This window comes from Arthrobacter sp. NPDC056493 (assembly GCF_042795115.1).
Lineage (GTDB): Bacteria > Actinomycetota > Actinomycetes > Actinomycetales > Micrococcaceae > Arthrobacter.
Map to the genome: position 1 here is coordinate 88561 of NZ_JBHTSL010000008.1, position 17447 is coordinate 106007.

The 17447-nt window shown below is 66.8% G+C and carries 16 protein-coding genes and 1 tRNA gene; 12 read left to right on the forward strand and 5 right to left on the reverse strand.

Going from position 1 to position 17447, the window contains the following annotated elements; all coding sequences use genetic code 11:
- Positions 1 to 73: 73 nt before the first annotated feature.
- Positions 74 to 739, reverse strand: coding sequence for a DUF4232 domain-containing protein (locus ACFQ50_RS05620; RefSeq protein ID WP_377994535.1), 666 nt, complete (start codon positions 737 to 739; stop codon positions 74 to 76).
- 474 nt (positions 740 to 1213) lie between these two features.
- Here ACFQ50_RS05620 and ACFQ50_RS05625 point away from each other — a divergent pair, with 474 nt between their 5' ends.
- From ACFQ50_RS05625 to ACFQ50_RS05635, 3 genes are read left to right on the forward strand one after another with little or no spacing between them, the layout of a single operon-like run.
- Positions 1214 to 4372, forward strand: coding sequence for an efflux RND transporter permease subunit (locus tag ACFQ50_RS05625; RefSeq protein WP_377994536.1), 3159 nt, complete (start codon positions 1214 to 1216; stop codon positions 4370 to 4372).
- On the forward strand, positions 4369 to 4821 hold the full coding sequence (locus ACFQ50_RS05630; protein ID WP_377994537.1) for a hypothetical protein: 453 nt from the start codon (positions 4369 to 4371) through the stop codon (positions 4819 to 4821). The genes ACFQ50_RS05625 and ACFQ50_RS05630 overlap by 4 nt, the downstream gene beginning before the upstream one ends.
- 1 nt (position 4822) lies before the next feature.
- Positions 4823 to 7960 carry an efflux RND transporter permease subunit gene (locus ACFQ50_RS05635; RefSeq protein WP_377994538.1) on the forward strand — a complete coding sequence of 1046 codons (3138 nt, stop codon included), beginning with the start codon at positions 4823 to 4825 and terminating at the stop codon, positions 7958 to 7960.
- Here the strand turns inward: ACFQ50_RS05635 and ACFQ50_RS05640 are convergent.
- Positions 7950 to 8537: an SRPBCC family protein gene (locus ACFQ50_RS05640; RefSeq protein WP_377994539.1), complete on the reverse strand. Its 588-nt coding sequence runs from the start codon at positions 8535 to 8537 to the stop codon at positions 7950 to 7952. The genes ACFQ50_RS05635 and ACFQ50_RS05640 overlap by 11 nt on opposite strands.
- A gap of 113 nt (positions 8538 to 8650) precedes the next feature.
- Here ACFQ50_RS05640 and ACFQ50_RS05645 point away from each other — a divergent pair, with 113 nt between their 5' ends.
- Positions 8651 to 9004, forward strand: a complete 354-nt coding sequence (locus ACFQ50_RS05645; RefSeq protein ID WP_377994540.1) for a hypothetical protein — start codon at positions 8651 to 8653, stop codon at positions 9002 to 9004.
- Between the two features lie 287 nt (positions 9005 to 9291).
- Here the strand turns inward: ACFQ50_RS05645 and ACFQ50_RS05650 are convergent, their stop codons facing one another.
- Positions 9292 to 9897 carry a dihydrofolate reductase family protein gene (locus ACFQ50_RS05650; protein WP_377994541.1) on the reverse strand — a complete coding sequence of 202 codons (606 nt, stop codon included), beginning with the start codon at positions 9895 to 9897 and terminating at the stop codon, positions 9292 to 9294.
- Between the two features lie 201 nt (positions 9898 to 10098).
- Positions 10099 to 10188 (reverse strand) — tRNA-Ser (locus ACFQ50_RS05655).
- Between the two features lie 137 nt (positions 10189 to 10325).
- Between ACFQ50_RS05655 and ACFQ50_RS05660 the strand changes: the two genes are divergently transcribed.
- Genes ACFQ50_RS05660 through ACFQ50_RS05675 form a run of 4 tightly spaced genes read left to right on the forward strand, consistent with a single transcriptional unit; the run spans position 10326 to position 14196 of the window.
- Positions 10326 to 11369, forward strand: coding sequence for a zinc-binding alcohol dehydrogenase (locus ACFQ50_RS05660; protein WP_377994542.1), 1044 nt, complete (start codon positions 10326 to 10328; stop codon positions 11367 to 11369).
- Positions 11370 to 11372: 3 nt separating this feature from the next.
- Entirely contained in the window at positions 11373 to 11771 is a 399-nt protein-coding gene (locus ACFQ50_RS05665) for a 6-pyruvoyl tetrahydropterin synthase family protein (RefSeq protein WP_377994543.1), read from the forward strand.
- 7 nt (positions 11772 to 11778) lie between these two features.
- The gene (locus ACFQ50_RS05670) at positions 11779 to 12945 is read left to right on the forward strand and encodes a glycosyltransferase (RefSeq protein WP_377994544.1); all 1167 of its coding nucleotides are present in this window, start codon (positions 11779 to 11781) and stop codon (positions 12943 to 12945) included.
- Between the two features lie 24 nt (positions 12946 to 12969).
- A complete protein-coding gene (locus tag ACFQ50_RS05675) occupies positions 12970 to 14196 on the forward strand; it encodes a DNA glycosylase AlkZ-like family protein (RefSeq protein ID WP_377994545.1) in 1227 nt (408 codons plus the stop codon).
- Positions 14197 to 14206: 10 nt separating this feature from the next.
- On the opposite strand, the gene ACFQ50_RS05680 is transcribed toward ACFQ50_RS05675, so the two are convergent.
- Positions 14207 to 14722 carry a nucleoside deaminase gene (locus tag ACFQ50_RS05680; protein ID WP_377994547.1) on the reverse strand — a complete coding sequence of 172 codons (516 nt, stop codon included), beginning with the start codon at positions 14720 to 14722 and terminating at the stop codon, positions 14207 to 14209.
- 60 nt (positions 14723 to 14782) lie between these two features.
- Between ACFQ50_RS05680 and ACFQ50_RS05685 the strand changes: the two genes are divergently transcribed.
- The 4 genes from ACFQ50_RS05685 (at position 14783) to ACFQ50_RS05700 (ending at position 17438) form a co-directional block, all read left to right on the forward strand.
- Positions 14783 to 15616: a phosphatase PAP2 family protein gene (locus ACFQ50_RS05685; protein ID WP_377994548.1), complete on the forward strand. Its 834-nt coding sequence runs from the start codon at positions 14783 to 14785 to the stop codon at positions 15614 to 15616.
- Positions 15617 to 15628: 12 nt separating this feature from the next.
- A complete protein-coding gene (gene upp, locus ACFQ50_RS05690; protein WP_377994549.1) occupies positions 15629 to 16264 on the forward strand; it encodes a uracil phosphoribosyltransferase in 636 nt (211 codons plus the stop codon).
- A 69-nt stretch (positions 16265 to 16333) separates the two neighbouring features.
- Positions 16334 to 16711: a VOC family protein gene (locus ACFQ50_RS05695; protein ID WP_377994550.1), complete on the forward strand. Its 378-nt coding sequence runs from the start codon at positions 16334 to 16336 to the stop codon at positions 16709 to 16711.
- Positions 16712 to 16757: 46 nt separating this feature from the next.
- Positions 16758 to 17438 (forward strand): HAD-IA family hydrolase, encoded by a 681-nt coding sequence (locus tag ACFQ50_RS05700; RefSeq protein ID WP_377994551.1) that lies wholly within the window; start codon positions 16758 to 16760, stop codon positions 17436 to 17438.
- Positions 17439 to 17447 lie beyond the last annotated feature (9 nt).

The window sequence follows — 17447 nt, forward strand, 5'->3', positions numbered from 1 at the left end:
CCGTAAGTGTACTTACGAAGTTCTGGCCCGAACAGGCTTAGGGCAGTGCAGGTTGCTTGGGGCAAGTTTTGCGCTAGCGGGCCTGGAATGCGCCGATGCTCAGCAGCTGAATGGAGGCATTGCTGCAGGCATCCGAGGGCCGGGCCACGAACAGCGACGCCGTGTCCTCCGGCGGGTAGATCCGGAATCCGGCGGCAGCGGTTTTGGTGCAGTCCGGGTAGTTCCCCGCCTGCGTGTAGCGGAGCACCGCGGTGCCTGACTTCCCCGGCGCCAGCAGGACGTCCTGGACGGCGACGGACGTGTCGCGCTGGGCCGGGGCCCCGATCGGCTGCCCGTTAGGTCCGGTGGTCAGGGACACGCCCGCGAACCCCTTCAGGTGGCAGGAGGCCTTGCCGCTGTTGGTGAGGATCAGCTCCATGTAGACGCTGCCCGCGGCACCGCCGCCTGTGGCGTCCGTGGTGGCCTTCAGTCCTGAGGCCTTGCACAGCTGGGCGCCGGCGGCGGTGGACTGCGGTGCCGCTGAAGTCGTAGCCGGCTGCGATTGGGCAGGTGAAGCAGAGGACGACGGCGGTGCGGAAGTTTCGGGGGCCACCTGAGTGCTGGGGGTGGTTGAGCCGGGTGCCGGTTCGGTTGTCCCCTGGGTGGCGGGCTGGCTTGGTCCGCAGGCGGTGAGCAGCAGCGCCAGTGCGGCAGCCGCCGTCGTGCATAGTAGTCCGTTGTTGGTTCGCTGAGGCCTCATGGCTCTAACATTGCGGGCGTTCCTCCCGGAGTCAACGAAGGCGCGGCGGTGGCCCTGATTTGATGCCCGGATTGTGACATCGGAGGTGGCGGGATTCGCCGTTCGGTCCAAAACGGTTCCAACCGACGTTGATGCAACGATAAACCACTTTGGTAGTGCTAAATAAGCCAATTTCGAAGGAAAAGTTGCGTTGATCTGCAGTTTTCGGTGTGCCAAAATGATCTTGGTCTCACTTGTCCACACCTTGTAGGAATTTGAGAAGCCAGCAAGGAAATGCCGCTCGTAGTCTGGCCGCGGTCCGTCATCGCTCCCGCTGCCAGAAGTGTCCTCCGGCAAAGGAGGATGCGCAGGGTTGAGGGGGAGACAGCTCGGCACTCGTCCGCTGCAACGCCGCTGCGGACGTACCTGAAGAGGCGCATCAGTCATTGGTTTCCGGCAACGCCGCCGAAGCCAATAACGATGGGGGCTGAGGTTATGACCGGTTGGCTTGTCCGCTGGAGTCTTAAGTTTCGATTGATTGTTTTAGCCGCTGCTGCCGGCATTCTGGGGTTCGGATTAACCACCCTGCCGTCCATGCCAGTGGATAATTTGCCAGAATTCTCTCCACCCCATGTGGAGATCCAAACCGAGGCACTGGGCCTGTCCGCCGTGGAGGTCGAACAGCTTATTACCTCGCCCATGGAGGCCGACCTGCTGAACGGGGTTGCCTGGCTCGACGAAATACGTTCGAAGTCAGTCCCGGGGCTCTCCTCGATTGAAATGGTTTTTGAGCCTGGCACCGATATTCTCCGTGCCCGGCAGCTCGTTGCAGAGCGGCTGACGCAGGCTTTCGCGCTGCCCAACGTGTCATCCCCGCCGGTTCTGATGCAGCCGCTCTCCTCGACCAGCCGCGTCATGATGGTGCAGATGACCTCCCAGGACGTGTCACCGATCGACATGTCCGTCCTGGCCCGCTGGGACGTCAAGCCGGCGCTGATGGGTGTCCCGGGCGTGGCCAACGTTTCCATTTACGGCCAGCGTGAACAGCAGCTGCAGGTGCAGGTGGACCCGAAGCAGCTCCGTGCGAAGAACATCACCCTTAACCAGGTGGTCGAGACCGCCGGCAACGCGGTGTGGGTGTCCCCGTTGAGCTTCCTGGAAGCATCAACTCCGGGCACAGGCGGCTTCCTCGAGTCCGCCAACCAGCGCATCGGCATCCAGCACGTGCTTCCGATCCGGACACCGGCAGACCTCGGCAAGGTCAGCGTTGAAGGCGCAACGGACAAATCGCTGACGCTGGCTGACGTCACCACACTGAGTGAGGACCACCAGCCGCTGATCGGTGACGCCGTCACCGGCAAGTCGCCGGGCCTGCTGCTGGTCATCGAGAAGTTCCCGGACACGAGCGTCGCGGATGTGACGCAGGGTGTTGAGGCGGTGCTGGACGGCCTGCGTCCTGGCCTTTCGGGCATCACCGTGGACTCCACGGTGTTCCGGCCGGCCTCATTCGTTGAGTCCGCCGTCGGCAGCCTGGGCCTGGCCCTGCTGGTCAGCCTCCTGGTGGTCACGGCGGCGGTCGGCATCGCGTTCCGCTCCTGGCGGTACGCCGTGCTGGCCTTCGTTTCCATGTCCGTGGCGGCCATGGCTGCGGCGCTGGTGCTGCAGTTCCAGGGAGCGGTCCTGAACGTCATGGCGTTCGCCGGCCTGGTCCTTGCCCTGCTCGTTGTCATCGGCGACGTCATCGCCGACCTGCACAGCTTCCGGCGGGAATCGGCCGACGACCGGGTATCCCGTGAAGCGTTGCTTGCCCACGGGCTGCAGCGGTCCCGCGTTCCCGTCCTGTTCGCCGGACTCACGGCGCTGCTCGCAGTGGCGCCGGCGCTGTTCGTGCCTGGCGTGGAGGGTGCGTTCCTGAAGCCTCTGGTGCTGTCCTACCTGCTGGCCACCGCCGTGGCAATGCTCGTCGCCCTGACAGTCACGCCCGCCCTTGCGAGCCTGCTGCTGCGGGGTCACCGGCGGCCCCGGCGCAGCTTTTCGGTGGTCCGCAAGGCGCGGCTCGGCTACGAGCGTTCGGCGCGGGCCTTCACCGGAACCGTGGCCACGGTGTTCGCCCTTGCGGCGGCGGCAATGGCCATTGCGGCACTTGCCATCGTCCCTGCTGCCACGAAGGAACTTCCGGTTGTGGCCGCTGTACCCGACCGGACCCTCCTCGTGGAATGGGAAGCGGCGGCAAGCACCGGGACTGACGTGATGAACAGGGTCATGACCAAGGCCAGCGAAGAGCTCAGCGGAATCCGCGGAGTCTCCTCTGTGGGCGGCCACGTTGGACGGGCCATTACCTCCGATACCTCCTCGGACGTCAACGCCGGCGAGCTGTGGGTGACCATGGAGGACGGCGTCAACGTTAGCAGGGTGCGCTCTGAAGTGCGGGAGATTGTTGAGGGATACCCGGGCCTGACGGCGAAGGTCACCACCTACCCGGAGCAGCAGGTTGCTGCTGCCAGCGCGATCGACAACCGGCAGTTCAGGGTGCGCGTTTTCGGCGTGGACCTGGAGATCCTCCGGCAGAAAGCAGACGAAATCCGCGGGATCCTCTCGCGTACCAACGGCGTGGTTGACCCTCAGGTGGATGTCACGGTAGCCCAGCCTGTTGCGGAAATCGAGGTTGACCTGGCCAAGGCGCAGAAGCAGGGCGTCAAGCCCGGCGATGTCCGGCGGGCGGCTGCCACCGTTCTGCAGGGCATCGAGGTGGGGTATCTGTTCGAGCAGCAAAAGGTCTTCCAGGTGATCGTCAAAGGTACGGAATCCACCCGGAACAGCCTGACCAGCGTTACCGACTTGATGGTTGACAAGCCTGAAGGCGGGCAGGTCCGGCTGGGCGACGTGGCCAAGGTCACGCTCCGGCCGAACCAGGCCGTGATCCATCATGACGACACCTCCAGGCGCATCGACGTCGTGGCGAACATCCAGGGCCGCAACCTGGGCGATGTCACCCGGGACGTCCAGGCCGCCATCAAGGGAATGCAGTTCCCGGTGGAGTACCACGCTGAGATCCCGCCGCAGTACGCCGAAAAGCAGGCCGCCGGTGCGTTTATCTGGTGGCTCGCCCTCGCGGCGGCAGCCGGCATCCTGGTCCTGCTGCTGACCGTCCTGGGCAACTGGCGGCTCGCCGGTCTGGTGTTCCTGCTGCTCCCGGTGGCACTGTCCGGTGGCATTCTCGCCGCCGATCTGGGCGGCGGTTTCGGCTCCGTCTACGTGCTGGTGGCGCTGGCAGCAGTCCTCGCCCTGGCAATCCGGGACGTGGTCATGCTGATGGGAACGTACCAGTCCCTGCAGTCCCGCGCCCCGTCGGATTCGCCGGCGCATCTCATGCGGCAGGCGGCCGGGGAGCGGCTTCTGCCAACGGTTCTGACCACCGTGATCACCGGACTGGCACTGGTGCCGCTGGTGCTGCTCGGCGGCCCGGTTGGCGGGGGCATGATCCTTCCGCTGGCACTGGTTGTGTGGGGCGGGCTTATCACTTCTGCCCTGCTGACCCTCTTTATTCTGCCGATCCTCTTCCTCCGCATTGGTCCACGCTCCAACACGGACTGGGGGAGCTCATTGGTGATCAACAACGGACCGGTTCTGGCAGAGAGGTCGGAATTGTCATGAAAAGCAATAGTAGTTTTGGGGTCTGGCGTTCTGTTCTGGTGCTGGCCTGCGCAGCGTCGACGGGACTCTCCGGATGCGCCGCGGTAAAAACGGCGGCGGCGCCCGCCGGGCAGGCGGCGTCCACCATGGAGAAGGCCGGCCCGGACCTGAACCGGCTGACCCTGACGGACAAGGCAGTGGAAAGGCTGGGAGTAACCACGGTCAAGGTGGCCAAGGGTGAAGGCAGTCCGCTGCAGGTGCCTTATGGAGCCCTGGTCTACGATGCCAACGGCAAGACCTGGGTTTACACCAATCCCGGGCCGCGGACCTACATCCGGGCCGCGGTGACGGTGGACAAGATCGCCGACAACAAGGTGCAGCTCCGCTCCGGTCCGCCTGCAGGAACCGATGTTGTCACCGTTGGTGCCGCGGAACTGTTCGGCGCCGAATTCGGCACAAAGGGTCACTGACATGCGCCGGATTGTCGGGTTCAGCCTGAAATTCCGCGCCTTGGTGGTGGCCATCGCGGTGGCAATGATGGCGTTCGGCGGCGTCCAGCTCAGCACGGCCTCGGTGGATGTGTTTCCCGAATTCGCCCCGCCGAAGGTGGAGATCCAGACCATCGCCATTGGCCTGACCGCCGCCGAGGTGGAGCAGCTGGTGACCGTTCCGCTCGAAGACGCCCTCAACGGCGTCGAGGGCCTGGACGAGATCCGCTCCAAGTCCGTGGAGCAGCTGTCCTCGATCGTGATGATTTTCGCCCCGGGGGCGGACCTGCTCAAGGCCCGCCAGCTGGTCTCGGAGCGGATCGCCACCGTCACGCCGTCGCTGCCCACCTGGGCGGCGCCGCCGGTGATGCTGCAGCCGCTTTCGTCCACCAGCCGGGTCATGAAGATCGGCCTGACATCGGACCAGCGCTCGCTCATGGAAATGTCCATGATCACTTACTGGAAGATCCGCGCCCACCTGCTGCGGGTCCCGGGCGTGGCCAACGTGGCCATCTGGGGTGAGCGCCTGCAGATGCTGCAGGTGCAGGCCATTCCGGAGAAGCTGAAGGCCAACGACGTCAGCCTGAACCAGGTCATGGAGGTCACCGCCAACGCCCTCGATGCCGGCCTGCTGCAGTACTCGCCGGGTTCCGTCATCGGTACCGGCGGCCACATTGAGACGCCTAACCAGCGGCTCAGCATCCAGCACGTGCTGCCGATCACCACTTCGAAGGACCTCGCGGAGATCACCATCGAGGAGAAGAACGGGAAGCCGCTCCGCCTCGGTGACGTGGCCAACGTCGTGGAAGACCACCAGCCGCTCATTGGCGACGCCGTGATCAACCAGGGCGAAGGGCTGATGCTCATCGTCGAGAAACTTCCCTGGGGCAACACCCTGGAAGTCACCAGGGGCGTGGAGGCCGCGCTGGATCAGATGAAGCCGGGACTCAGCAACATCACTGTCGACACGGAGATTTTCCGGCCGGCAACCTTCATCGAGGAGTCCCTGAATAACCTCAGCCGCGCGCTGATGCTGGGCTGCATCCTCGTGGTGCTGGTTCTGGGTGCATTCCTCTTCCAATGGCGCACGGCGCTGATCAGCCTGATCGCCATCCCGCTGTCGCTGGTGACGGCCGCGTCCGTCCTCTACCTCACCGGGGCATCGGTGAACACCATGGTCCTGGCGGGGCTGGTGATTGCGGTCGGGGTGGTGGTGGATGATGCGATCATCGACATCGAGAACATCATCCGAAGACTCCGGCAGCACAGGGCTGAGGGTGGCACAAGATCCACGGCATCGGTGGTCCTGGAGGCCTCGCTGGAGGTCCGCGGGCCGATCATCTATGCCACGCTGATCATCATCGCCGCGGCGGTGCCGATCTTCTTCCTCCAGGGTCTGACCGGGGCCTTCTTCAGGCCGCTGGCCATCTCCTACACCCTGGCCGTGCTGGCGTCGATGCTCGTGGCGCTGACCGTCACCCCCGCGCTAGCACTGATCTTCATGCGGAAAGTCCCGCTGAAGGAGCAGGAACCGCCTTTGGTGAGGGTGCTGAAACGCGGCTACCGCGCGGTCCTGGGCCGGATGGTAAGGCGGCCCGTGGCGGGGTACGCGACCTTCGGCACCATGGCGGCCATCGGCGCCATCACGGCACCGCTGCTCGGGCAGTCGCTGTTGCCTGACTTCAAGGAGCGCGACTTCCTGATGCACTGGCTGACCCAGCCGGGCACGTCGGTTTCCGAGGAGTACCGCGTCAGCCAGAAGGCCTGCGAGGAACTGCTGACGATCCCGGGGGTCCGGAACTGCGGATCTCACATCGGGCAGGCCTTTAACGCCGACGAGGTCGTGGGTGTGTACTTCGGCGAGAACTGGATCAGCATCGACCCCGCAGTCGACTATGACAAGACGCTGAAGTCAATCCATGAAGTGGTGGACGGCTATCCCGGCATCGTGCGTGACGTCCAGACCTACCTGAAGGAGCGGATCCGTGAGGTTCTCACCGGTGCCAGCAACGCCGTCGTCGTCCGGCTTTACGGGGACGACCTGGCGCTCCTGCGCTCAAAGGCGGCGGAAATCCATTCCATCTTTGACGCCACCGAAGGAGCCATCGACGTCCAGACGGCGCTGCAAAAGGACATCCCGCAGGTCAATATCGAGGTTGACCTGGCGAAGGCCCAGAGCTATGGGCTGAAGCCGGGCGACGTCCGGCGGGCCGCGGCAACGCTGGTCGCCGGCGAGGAAGTGGGCGACGTCTACCGGGGCGGCAAGGCATATGACGTCCAGGTGTGGAGCCCGCCGGAGGTCCGTTCCGATATCAGCAGCATCAGGAACCTGCCGATCGATACACCGGGCGGGCAGAAGATCCTGCTGTCCGATGTGGCGAGCGTCCAGGTCAAGCCGACACCGAACGTCATCCAGCGCGATGCGCACTCCCGGCGCATCGATATCCAGGCCAATGTGAAGGAAGGCACGCTGGCCAACGTGGTTGCGGCCATGGAGGACGGGCTCAAGAAAGTGGAGCTGCCTCCGGGATTCCGTACGCAGATCCTGGGTGAGTTCCAGGAGCGCCAGGCGGCGACCAACACCCTGCTGACACTCGCCATCGGGGCACTGGCCGTGATCTACCTGCTGCTGCAGGTGGCCTTCGGAAGCTGGCGGCTGGCGACGCTGGTGATCCTCACCCTGCCGATTGCCCTGGTGGGCGGAGTGTTCGCCGCCTTCATCGGCGGAGGTGTCCTGTCACTGGGCTCCATTGTGGGATTCCTGACGGTCATGGGCATCGCGGCCAGGAACGGCATCCTGCTCATCAACCACTGCCAGCACCTGGAGAAATATGAGGGCGAGAAGTTTGGCCCGGAACTGGTCCTGCGGGGCGCCGGGGAACGCCTCTCACCGATCCTCATGACCACCCTGGCCACGGGGCTTGCCCTGGTGCCGCTGGTGGTCCTGGGGAACATCCCCGGGCATGAGATTGAACATCCCATGGCCCTGGTGATCCTCGGCGGGCTGGTGACGTCCACCCTGCTCAACCTTTTCGTGGTCCCGTCACTGTACCTGCGGTTCGCCAAGCCGAAGGCCAGCCGGAACCAGGCGCCGCCGGAGCCCGTCCTGGCTAACGCCTAGCCGCGAACCCGCTGGTCCATCCGCCGCCCACGCCCCGCCACCCGCGGAACGTGGGCGGCGGTGGTGCGGGCACGGACTGCGTACCGGTTCCCGCCCGCCGGCGCCGCAGCTCCAGCGCCAGGCTCTCCTGCCCGCGGGCCATTGCCCAGCGGTGGTTGGCCGAGAACCCGGGTTTGAGCAGCCAGCTGAGCCGCCTCAGTAGCGGCTTGGTGGCGCTGACCCGCCAGTCATAGGTGACCAGGACTTCCGGGCCGTCCTGCTCGAACGTCCAGCGTCCGGTCCCGTCCAAATCGCCGGTTGCGCGGATGGCGAAGCCCTTGCCGGTGATCGGTTCCGTGACGGTCAGCGTCCAGCGGAGGGTGTAGGGGAGCCAGCCCTTGGTGTGCAGCCTCGCCATCCTGCCCACACCGTTCTCCTTGCCCGGATGGATGAGGTCCACCCGGAGGTATACGGACGGCCACCACCGGGCGAGTCCGACGGGGTCGCCCAGGATCTGCGCGACGTCCTCCGCACTCCCGGCCACGCGCCAGGCCGTGAAGAAGGTGTAGTCCGTGCTCCTGGCGCCCTTGGCGTTCATGTGTGCCTCCTGCAGCTCCTGCCCGCGAAAAGATCTGCAACCATTCAAGCGCGTGCCGGCCGTCCGCCATAGACTGCAGGCGTAAGTCACCACCCCGAAATTGAGGAGTAGCGATGAACTACAGCGGAAGCCAGTATGAGAAGGCCGTGACGGCAGGGGATCTTGACCGCAGTCATGTGGGCCAGACGGTGAGCTTTCAGCCGAACGATTTCACCGTGGTGTTCGGCAGGATCGCCGGAATTGCCCGGACCGAAGCCCAGGTGTACCTGACCCTGGACGGTGTCGGCGGCGGCACGCACCTGAAGGATGAGTACGACCTGCCCGTGGCGCACGAGGTGTATGTGCAGCTGGATCCGCTGAGCACGGCGGGAAAGACCATCTCGGATGCGGAGCGGGTCATCAAGGAGAAGCTGGACGAGATCAAGAGGAACCTCCTCGACCGGGAACAGAAGCCCGGCCAGGAGTAACCGGCCCCGGCTCTGGCCTTAAGCGAAGTACCCGCTGCACCGGAGTGCAGCGGGTACTTCCAGGCAACCGCTCCGTATATGGGGGAACACGGAGCGCTCCCTTCCAAACTAATGGAAAGCCTGCTTAGGTTTCAAATCGGCGCCACTTTTTCCCAAGCCCTCGGCGGTACTATCCCGCTACCGTCGCCGTAACGGGTCTCACGGATCTACGGCGTCGGAAGGCGGCCCGCTCTGCGAACCGGGGAATGAGCGGGCCGCCGCCCCGGCCAGCCGGCAGCCCTGGCCAGTCAGCTAACGCGGCGATAGCGGATGTGGGTGGCCAGCGGTGAGTGAAGCACCTCGGCGGGTTCGAAGCCGAAGGATTCAACCCCGTCGAAGATGCGCTCGCCCGAACCGAGCAGGACCGGTGCTATGTCGAGGGTGAGCTCGTCGATCACGCCTGCGGTCAGTGCCTGTCGGACAGTCGAGGCCCCACCGGCGATGTCCACGCCGTTGTCCCCGGCGGCCTGGCAGGCCGCGGAGTAGGCCGCGTCGAAGCCCTCGGTGACGAAGTGGAAGGTGGTCCCGCCGTCCATCCGGATCGGGTCATGTTCGTGATGGGTCAGCACGAACACCGGCGCGTGGTACGGCGGTTCGGCTCCCCACCACCCGGTCCATTCCTCGTCCCAGTCCCCGCGGATCGGGCCGAACATGTTCCGACCCATGACATACGCGCCCCGGGGGCGCATGAGCCACTCGTTCGCGACCCTGTCGGCATCGTTGGCCCGCGGGTCCCCGATGTGCCAGCCATGCAGCTCAAGCCCCCGCTTGCCCAGGGGGTCCTGACGGCTCTGGTCCGGCCCGGCGACGAAGCCGTCCAGCGAGATCGACATGTGGCAGGTGGTGTCCGGCACTGCGAACCTCCAGGGTGATTGCGACTTGCACGCGGTTGTGTGGCGGTTCTGCGGATCCTAGCACGTGCTGGAATCCCCGCCGGACGCTTCCGGCGGCAGGTCGCCGGCAGGGTTGCCGCTACGTTTGCCGCGGCACTCTTGCCTGGCAAAGCAAAAGACCCCGGTTCCCTTTGTTTACCAGGGAACCAGGGTCTTTCTATGTGGCGGTGACGGTGGGATTTGAACCCACGTTGGCTTTTACACCAAACAACATTTCGAGTGTTGCACCTTCGGCCGCTCGGACACGTCACCAACCTCAATAGGGTACCGGAGCAAGGCCCGCATCCACAAAACGGGATGCTTCTCCCGGCCGCGCAACCGGTCCGGCGCGGCCACGCCGGGACGCATCTTCCCGGAAATCGGGGACGGGCACTAGATTCATCAGCAAGATGAGTACTTTCCAGCAGCACACCGAAGCAACCGCATATTGGACAGTAGGCCCCGGCGAGGGTGAACTGCGCAGCGAGGCTCTGCCCGCCCCAGGCCCGGAGGAGGCTCTGGTGCGCTCGCTGTATTCGGGCATCAGCAAGGGCACCGAACTGGTGGTCCACCAGGCCGCTGTTCCGCCCTGCGTCGCCGAGGAGATGCGTGCCCCGCACCAGGAGGGTTCCTTCCCGTCGCCGGTGAAGTTCGGCTACCTGTCCGTGGGCGTGGTGGAGCAGGGCCCGGCGGACTGGCTGGGGCAAACCGTGTTCTGCCTGCATCCGCACCAGGACCGCTACGTGGTGCCGGTCGCCTCGCTCACCCGCGTTCCCAACGGCGTTCCTCCCCGCCGCGCGGTCCTCACCGGCACCGTGGAAACGGCCGTGAACGCCCTGTGGGAGGCGGGGCCACGGCTGGGCGACCGCGTTGCCGTAATCGGGGCCGGGCTGGTCGGCGGCATGGTGGCCACGCTGCTGCGCACGTTCCCCCTCGGCCGGCTCCAGCTCGTGGACCTCGACCCCGCCCGCAAGGACCTCGCCGACGCACTTGGCGTGGACTTCGCCCATCCGGACGACGCCCTGCCGGACTGCGACATCGTCTTCCACTGCTCCGCATCCGAAGGCGGCCTGGAACGCAGCCTGCAACTGGTGGGGGACGAGGGCGACATCATCGAAATGTCCTGGTACGCCGACCGGAAAATCACCATCCCCCTGGGCGAGGACTTCCACGCCCGCAGGCTGTCCATCCGCGCCAGCCAAGTGGGCGCCGTGGCACGGGCCCGCCGGCACCGCCGGACCAGCGCCGACCGGCTGGAGCTCGCCGTGTCCCTGCTGAAGGATCCGGTGTTCGACGCCTTCCTCACGGGCGCCTCCAAGTTTGCCGAACTGCCGGGCGTGGTCCGGGACCTGGCCGGCGGCCGGCTCGAGGCGCTCTGCCACGTGATCGAGTACCCCGCCGCAGCCGGTCCCGTCACTGACGACCACCACACCACCACAGAAACCGCGAGGTAACCGTTGTTCAGCCTGACCGTACGCCGCCACTTCATGATCGCCCACAGCCTTCCCCGGGAGGCGTTCGGGCCCGCCCAGGGCCTGCACGGGGCAACCTTCGTGGCGGAGGTGACGTTCCGCCGTCGGGCCCTCAACGACGACGCCATCGTGCTGGACATCGGCGCTGCCGGCGGGATGATCGAGGAGGTCCTGGCCGGCCTCAACTACCGCAACCTGGACGACCATCCTGACTTCGCCGGGAAACTGAGCACCACGGAGGCGCTGGCGCAGTACATCGCCAACGACGTCGCGGAGCGACTGCGTGACGACACGGACGGCCGGGAACTCGCCGGGCTGGACGTCACCCTGCGCGAAAACCCCGACGCCTGGGCGAGCTACTCCCTCGAGTTCGACCACCGCTAAGGCCGCCATGCCGCCGCCGCTTCCGGCCATCCGGCTCCTGGTTCCCGGGAACATCCGCCACAACTCCGGCGGCAACGTCTACAACGCCGCGCTGGCACGGGGCCTGGAGCAATTGGGCGTCGGGGTGACCATCCAGCAGGTTGCCGGCAACTGGCCGGTGGGCAGCAAGGAAGAACGACGGCGGCTGGCCGGCTTGCTCACGGCAGGAACCCCGGCTGGGACCATGGCTGGGGCACCCGCCGCCGCCGTCACGATCGTTGACGGTCTGGTCGCCTCCGGGGCCCCCGAAGCGATGGAGGCGGCCGCCGCCGGCGGCCACGCGCCGTGGGTCCTGCTGCACATGCCGCTGGACGGGCACCCGGACCTGGAAGCCCGTGCCTTACGGGCGGCCGCCGGCGTGATCTGCACCAGCGGTTCGGCCGCCGCAGAGATCACCCGGCGGCACGGCCTGTCCGGGGTCCGCGCGGCGCTGCCCGGAACACAGCGTGCCCGGGTGGCGGGCGGATCACAGCCGCCGCGCCTGCTTGCCGTGGCGGCACTGCTGCCCAACAAGGACCAACTGGTTCTCCTTGGTGCGCTGGCCCGGCTGCAGGACCTCGAGTGGACGGCAGCCCTCGTAGGCTCGGCCACGGCCGACCCCGGCTACGCCCGCCAGGTAGCGGTGGCCGTGGAACGGAACGGGCTGGGCCGCCGGGTGGGGCTTCCGGGCGAACTGACGGGCGAGGCACTCGAGCAGCAGTGGCACGCCGCCGACCTGAGCATGCTGATCTCCCGGGTGGAGGCTTTTGGCATGGCGGTCACCGAGTCGGTGGCCCGCGGGGTGCCGGTCATCGTCCGGGCCGGCACCGGTGCGGTGGAGGCGCTGGGACTGGGATCGGAAACCGTCCCGGGGCCTCCGAAAGGTGCGGAGCCCGCCCTGCCCGGCGCCGTCGTCGAACTCGGCGGCGAACCTGCCGAAGGGGAATCTGCCGATGCGGAAGGGGACTCTGCCGAGGGGAACCCGGAGCCGCTGGCCCTCCTGCTGCGCAGCTGGCTCACGGACCCGGCTTTGCGTGCCGAGTGGCGCCGGCGGGCCCTCGCCGGCAGGGAAGTCCTGCCCGGCTGGGACGCCACCGCACGGCAGGTGCTCGGCTTCGTGGCGCCGGAAGCACCGCGTGGCGGCCATTCCTCGTAACCGCCTGCTGATGGAGAATGAGGCATGACTACCCGCGTCCAGCCCGTCGGCACTCTGGAAACCGCTGCCGCCCTCACCCCGGAGCTGCTCCGCGCCTGGGCCTGGCACCGGCAGGGGCTGGACGGAACGCTCGACGGCCATACGTCACAGGAGGTGCTCGCCGCGGCGGGCTGGGCGAGGTCAGTGGGCGGCGCCAACCCGTACCTGACCCTCTTCGCCCGCGCCGGAATCCGCCGCGGTCAGGTGGACGCGGACGTCCGCGAGCTCAGGATTCACGAACTGCCCACGGCCCGCGGCTGCACCTACGTACTGGGCCGGGAGGATTTCGACTGGGCGCTGAGCCTGGGCAAAAGTGCTGAAGAGGCCTTCCGGGTGCTGGCCAGGCTCGGCGTGGACCGCGGCGAGATCACGCTGCTGGAGGAACAGATCCTGCATGTTCTCGGCGAGGCGGACGGTCCGCTGGATCCCAGGCAGCTGAAGGAGGAGCTCGGGGAATCGGTGCGGAACCTGGGCGAGGAAGGCAAGAAAAAGGGGGCTGCCACCACGCTGCCCACGGCGCTGGGGCTGCTGCAGGCAGACGGCCGGATCCGCCGCGTCCCGGTCAACGGGCGGCTGGACCAGCAGCGCTACGCCTACACCCCGTGGGGCCTGCCGCCCAGCCGGCTCGGCCCCGAAGGTGCCCGCGAGGAACTGGTCCGCCGCTACCTGGGCTGGACGGGCGGCGCCACCATCAAGCAATCCCAGTGGTTTACCGGCTTCACCCTCACCGACAGCAAGGCGGCGCTCGCCGCTGTCGGCGCCGTGGAGGTTCCCACCGCCGCCGGCGAGGTGCTCTGGATGCTGCCGGCCGACGTCGAACGCCTCGCGGACTTCAGTCCTCCGGAAGGGGAACAGATCCAGCTGCTGGCCGGCACCGATTCGCTCGTGCTGCACCGCCGGAACGCGGGTGACCTGTTTGCGGACGCAGACCGGGACCTCAAGCTGCTGAACACCACCCTGGCGCTGCGGGCGGACCTTCCGGACCACCCCATCTTTGACCGCGGCAGGATCATCGGACTCTGGCAGTACGATCCCGGCAGGGAAAGGATCGCCGCCTGGCTCTTTGCGGGCCCGACCCCCGCCGTCGAACAGCGCATCGCCGAGGTTGAGGAGTGGATCCGGGAGGACCTGGGCGACTTCCGCTCCTTCAGCCTGGACTCGCCCGCGTCCCGGCAGGAGCGGATCGACGCGCTGGACGCTGCTTGCGGATAACCCGGCGGGGTTAGCTTGACCTGCTGCCGGTGCGGTGAACCGCGAAGAACTCGCGCAGCAGCAGGCCGCATTCCTCCTCCTGCACGCCGGCGTAAACCTCCACCCAGTGGTTGAGGCGGCGCTCGCGCAGAATGTCGAACACGGAGCCCGCCGCCCCGGCCTTCTCGTCCCAGGCCCCGAACACCACGCGGTGGATCCGGGCCAGGATGATCGCTCCGGCGCACATGGCGCACGGTTCCAGGGTTACCACCAGGGTGCAGTCCTCCAGCCGCCAGCCGTCGCCGCTGCCGCCGTCGAGGGCAGCACGTTCCCGCAGCCGCGCGGCGGCCTCACGGATGGCCACCACCTCGGCGTGCGCGGTGGGATCCCCGAGGGCCTCGCGCTCGTTGCGGCCGGCCCCCAGGACTGTCCCGTCCGGACCGATCACGACGGCGCCAATCGGCACGTCCTCGGTGGCCAGCGCCCGCCGGGCTTCGTCGAGGGCAAGGCCCATCCATTCGAGGTGTTGCGGATCTGCCGGGGCCATGGATCAATGATAGTTTCGAAGGATACTTAGCATCGGTCAACGCGAGTGCCGGGAGTAGCGATGAAGTCCCCCACTGAAAAGTACGGCAGGTGGCTCGGTCCCTACGCTGCCCTGTGGATCACCCTGGTCATCGGCGGTTTCCTGGTGGTGGCCCTGACGCTGCTCAGCGCCGAGGTATACGACAGTGTCGTGGACCAGAACGGCGTCTCGGGACTGGACAAACCCGCCCTCCAGCTTGCCAAGGAATACCGGAACCCCGGACTCGACTCAGCCGTGACGGCCTTTACGAACGTCGGCGGCGGCATTGGAATGCCCATCCTGGCAAGCATCCTCGTGGCCTGGCTGATCTACGTCAGCCGCAGCTGGCGGCCGCTCATCCTGGTGGGCGGCGCGGCGGCAGTCTCCGTCACCGCCACCAGCGTGGGAAAGACGCTGCTGGGCCGCACCCGTCCGGACCATATCGACGCCGTTCCACCGTTCGAGTTCTCGCCGTCGTTCCCCAGCGGACACACGCTGAACACCACGGTGGTGATCGGGATCGTGGTGTATCTGGTGTGCCTGCAGTTCCGGAAGACGGCGGCCCGGACATGGGTGATCATTGCGGGGGCGGTGTTCATCATCGCCATGGGACTGAGCCGCGTGTTCCTCGGCCACCACTGGCTGACGGACGTGATGGCCGCCTGGCTGATCGGGGCGGCCTGGGTGGGCACTGTGATCCTGGCCCACCGGCTGTTCCACCTCATTCGCCGGCGGGAGCATGCCGGCCCGGCGCCCACGTTCGAGCATCCGGCCCATCTGAAAGGCAGCAAGGCTGAGCAGAAGGAAGCGCTGCAAGGGACTTCCGATGCCGGAGGAGGGGCCGCAACCCGGGGCGGGGAGACAAGCCCCGGGTGATAGTTTTGACCCATGCGCACACTCGTCGTGGACCATCCGCTGGTCGCCCACAAGCTCACCGTCCTGCGGGATAAGAACACCCCCTCGCCGGTCTTCCGCCAGCTCACCGAGGAACTGGTCACGCTGCTCGCCTACGAGGCCACCCGCGACGTCCGCACCCAGCCGGTCACCATCGAAACCCCGGTCGCCACCACTGTCGGCACCGCGTTCACCAAGCCCACCCCGCTGGTGGTCCCCATCCTGCGTGCCGGGCTGGGCATGCTCGAGGGCATGACCAAGCTGGTCCCCACGGCCGAAGTGGGTTTCCTGGGCATGGCCCGCGACGAGGAAACCCTGGACATCATCACCTATGCGGAGCGCCTGCCGGACAACCTTTCGGGCCGCCAGATCTTCGTCCTCGACCCCATGCTCGCCACCGGCGGCACGCTGCGTGAGGCCATCAAGTTCCTGTTCAAGCGCGGCGCCGCCGATGTCACCTGCATCTGCCTGCTGGCCGCTCCGGAGGGCCTGGCCAAGCTGGAGGAGGAGCTCAAGGACGCCAACGTCACTATCGTCCTCGCCTCCATCGACGAGAAGCTGAACGAGAAGGCCTACATCGTCCCGGGCCTGGGCGACGCCGGCGACCGGCTCTACGGCATCGCTGGCTAGACCTGCAGCACCAAAGTTCACCGGCGGAGGTCTTCCGGTGCGCAGTCCGCCCCGGCTAGCCTGTGCAGCATGGACTGGAAACTTGAACTCGTGTTCGTCCCCGTGTCCGATGTGGACCGCGCCAAGGACTTCTACGTCAACAAGGTCGGTTTCAATGCCGACTATGACGAGCGGCCCATGGACGGCATCCGCTTCGTCCAGCTGACCCCGCCCGGATCGGGCTGCTCGATCGCCATCGGTGAGGGCCTCAACGATGCTCCGCCGGGCACGGCTCCCAGCCTGCAGCTGGTGGTCAGCGACATCAATAAGGCCCACAGCCAGCTCAAGGCTAACGGCGTGGACGTCAGCGACGTGGACGTCCAGGACTGGGGCCACTTCGTCTACTTCGCGGACCCCGACGGCAACAAGTGGGCGGTGCAGTACCTTCCAAACCGGCCGAACGGCTGAGTAACGAAGGGCGTGTCCGGGAACCGGATAAGGCAGGATGGAAGACATGAGCCTTCCTGCCCAGTCCGCCACCATCACGCTGACAGCCCGAGCCGTCCTGTTCGACATGGACGGCACGCTCGTTGATTCCACTGCCATCGTGGAGCGCGTGTGGACTGAATTCGCCGGCCGTTATGGCCTTGACATCGCGGAAATCCTCCGTACCTCCCACGGGGTGCAGGCGCTGGACACGGTCCGCCGCTTCGCCCCGGAGGGCGCCGACGTCCACGCCCTGGCCGCCGAACTGGGACACATGGAACTGACCGAAACCGACGGCATCGTCGCGGTGCCGGGTGCGCTGCAGCTGCTCGAGTCGCTGCCGGCCGACGCCGTGGCCCTGGTGACGTCGGCGTCGCGAGACCTCGCCACCGTCCGGATGGCGGCGGCAGGGGTGGAGCTTCCGGCGGCGATGGTCACCTCCGAGGACGTCTCCCGCGGCAAACCGCACCCCGAGGGCTACCTCCTCGGCGCGTCCCTGCTCGGCGCCGACCCCTCGGAAGCGGTGGTGTTCGAGGACGCTCCCGCCGGCATCGCGGCAGGAGTCGCCGCCGGCATCAGGACTGTCGCCGTGGGCCCGAACACCGGCGCCCTTCCTGACGGCGTCCTGCATATCCCGGACTACACCGCCGTCACTGCGACGGTGGAAACGGACGAGGATGGGCGCCCGGCGATCTCCCTGCGCCTGTAGCCGGGCCTG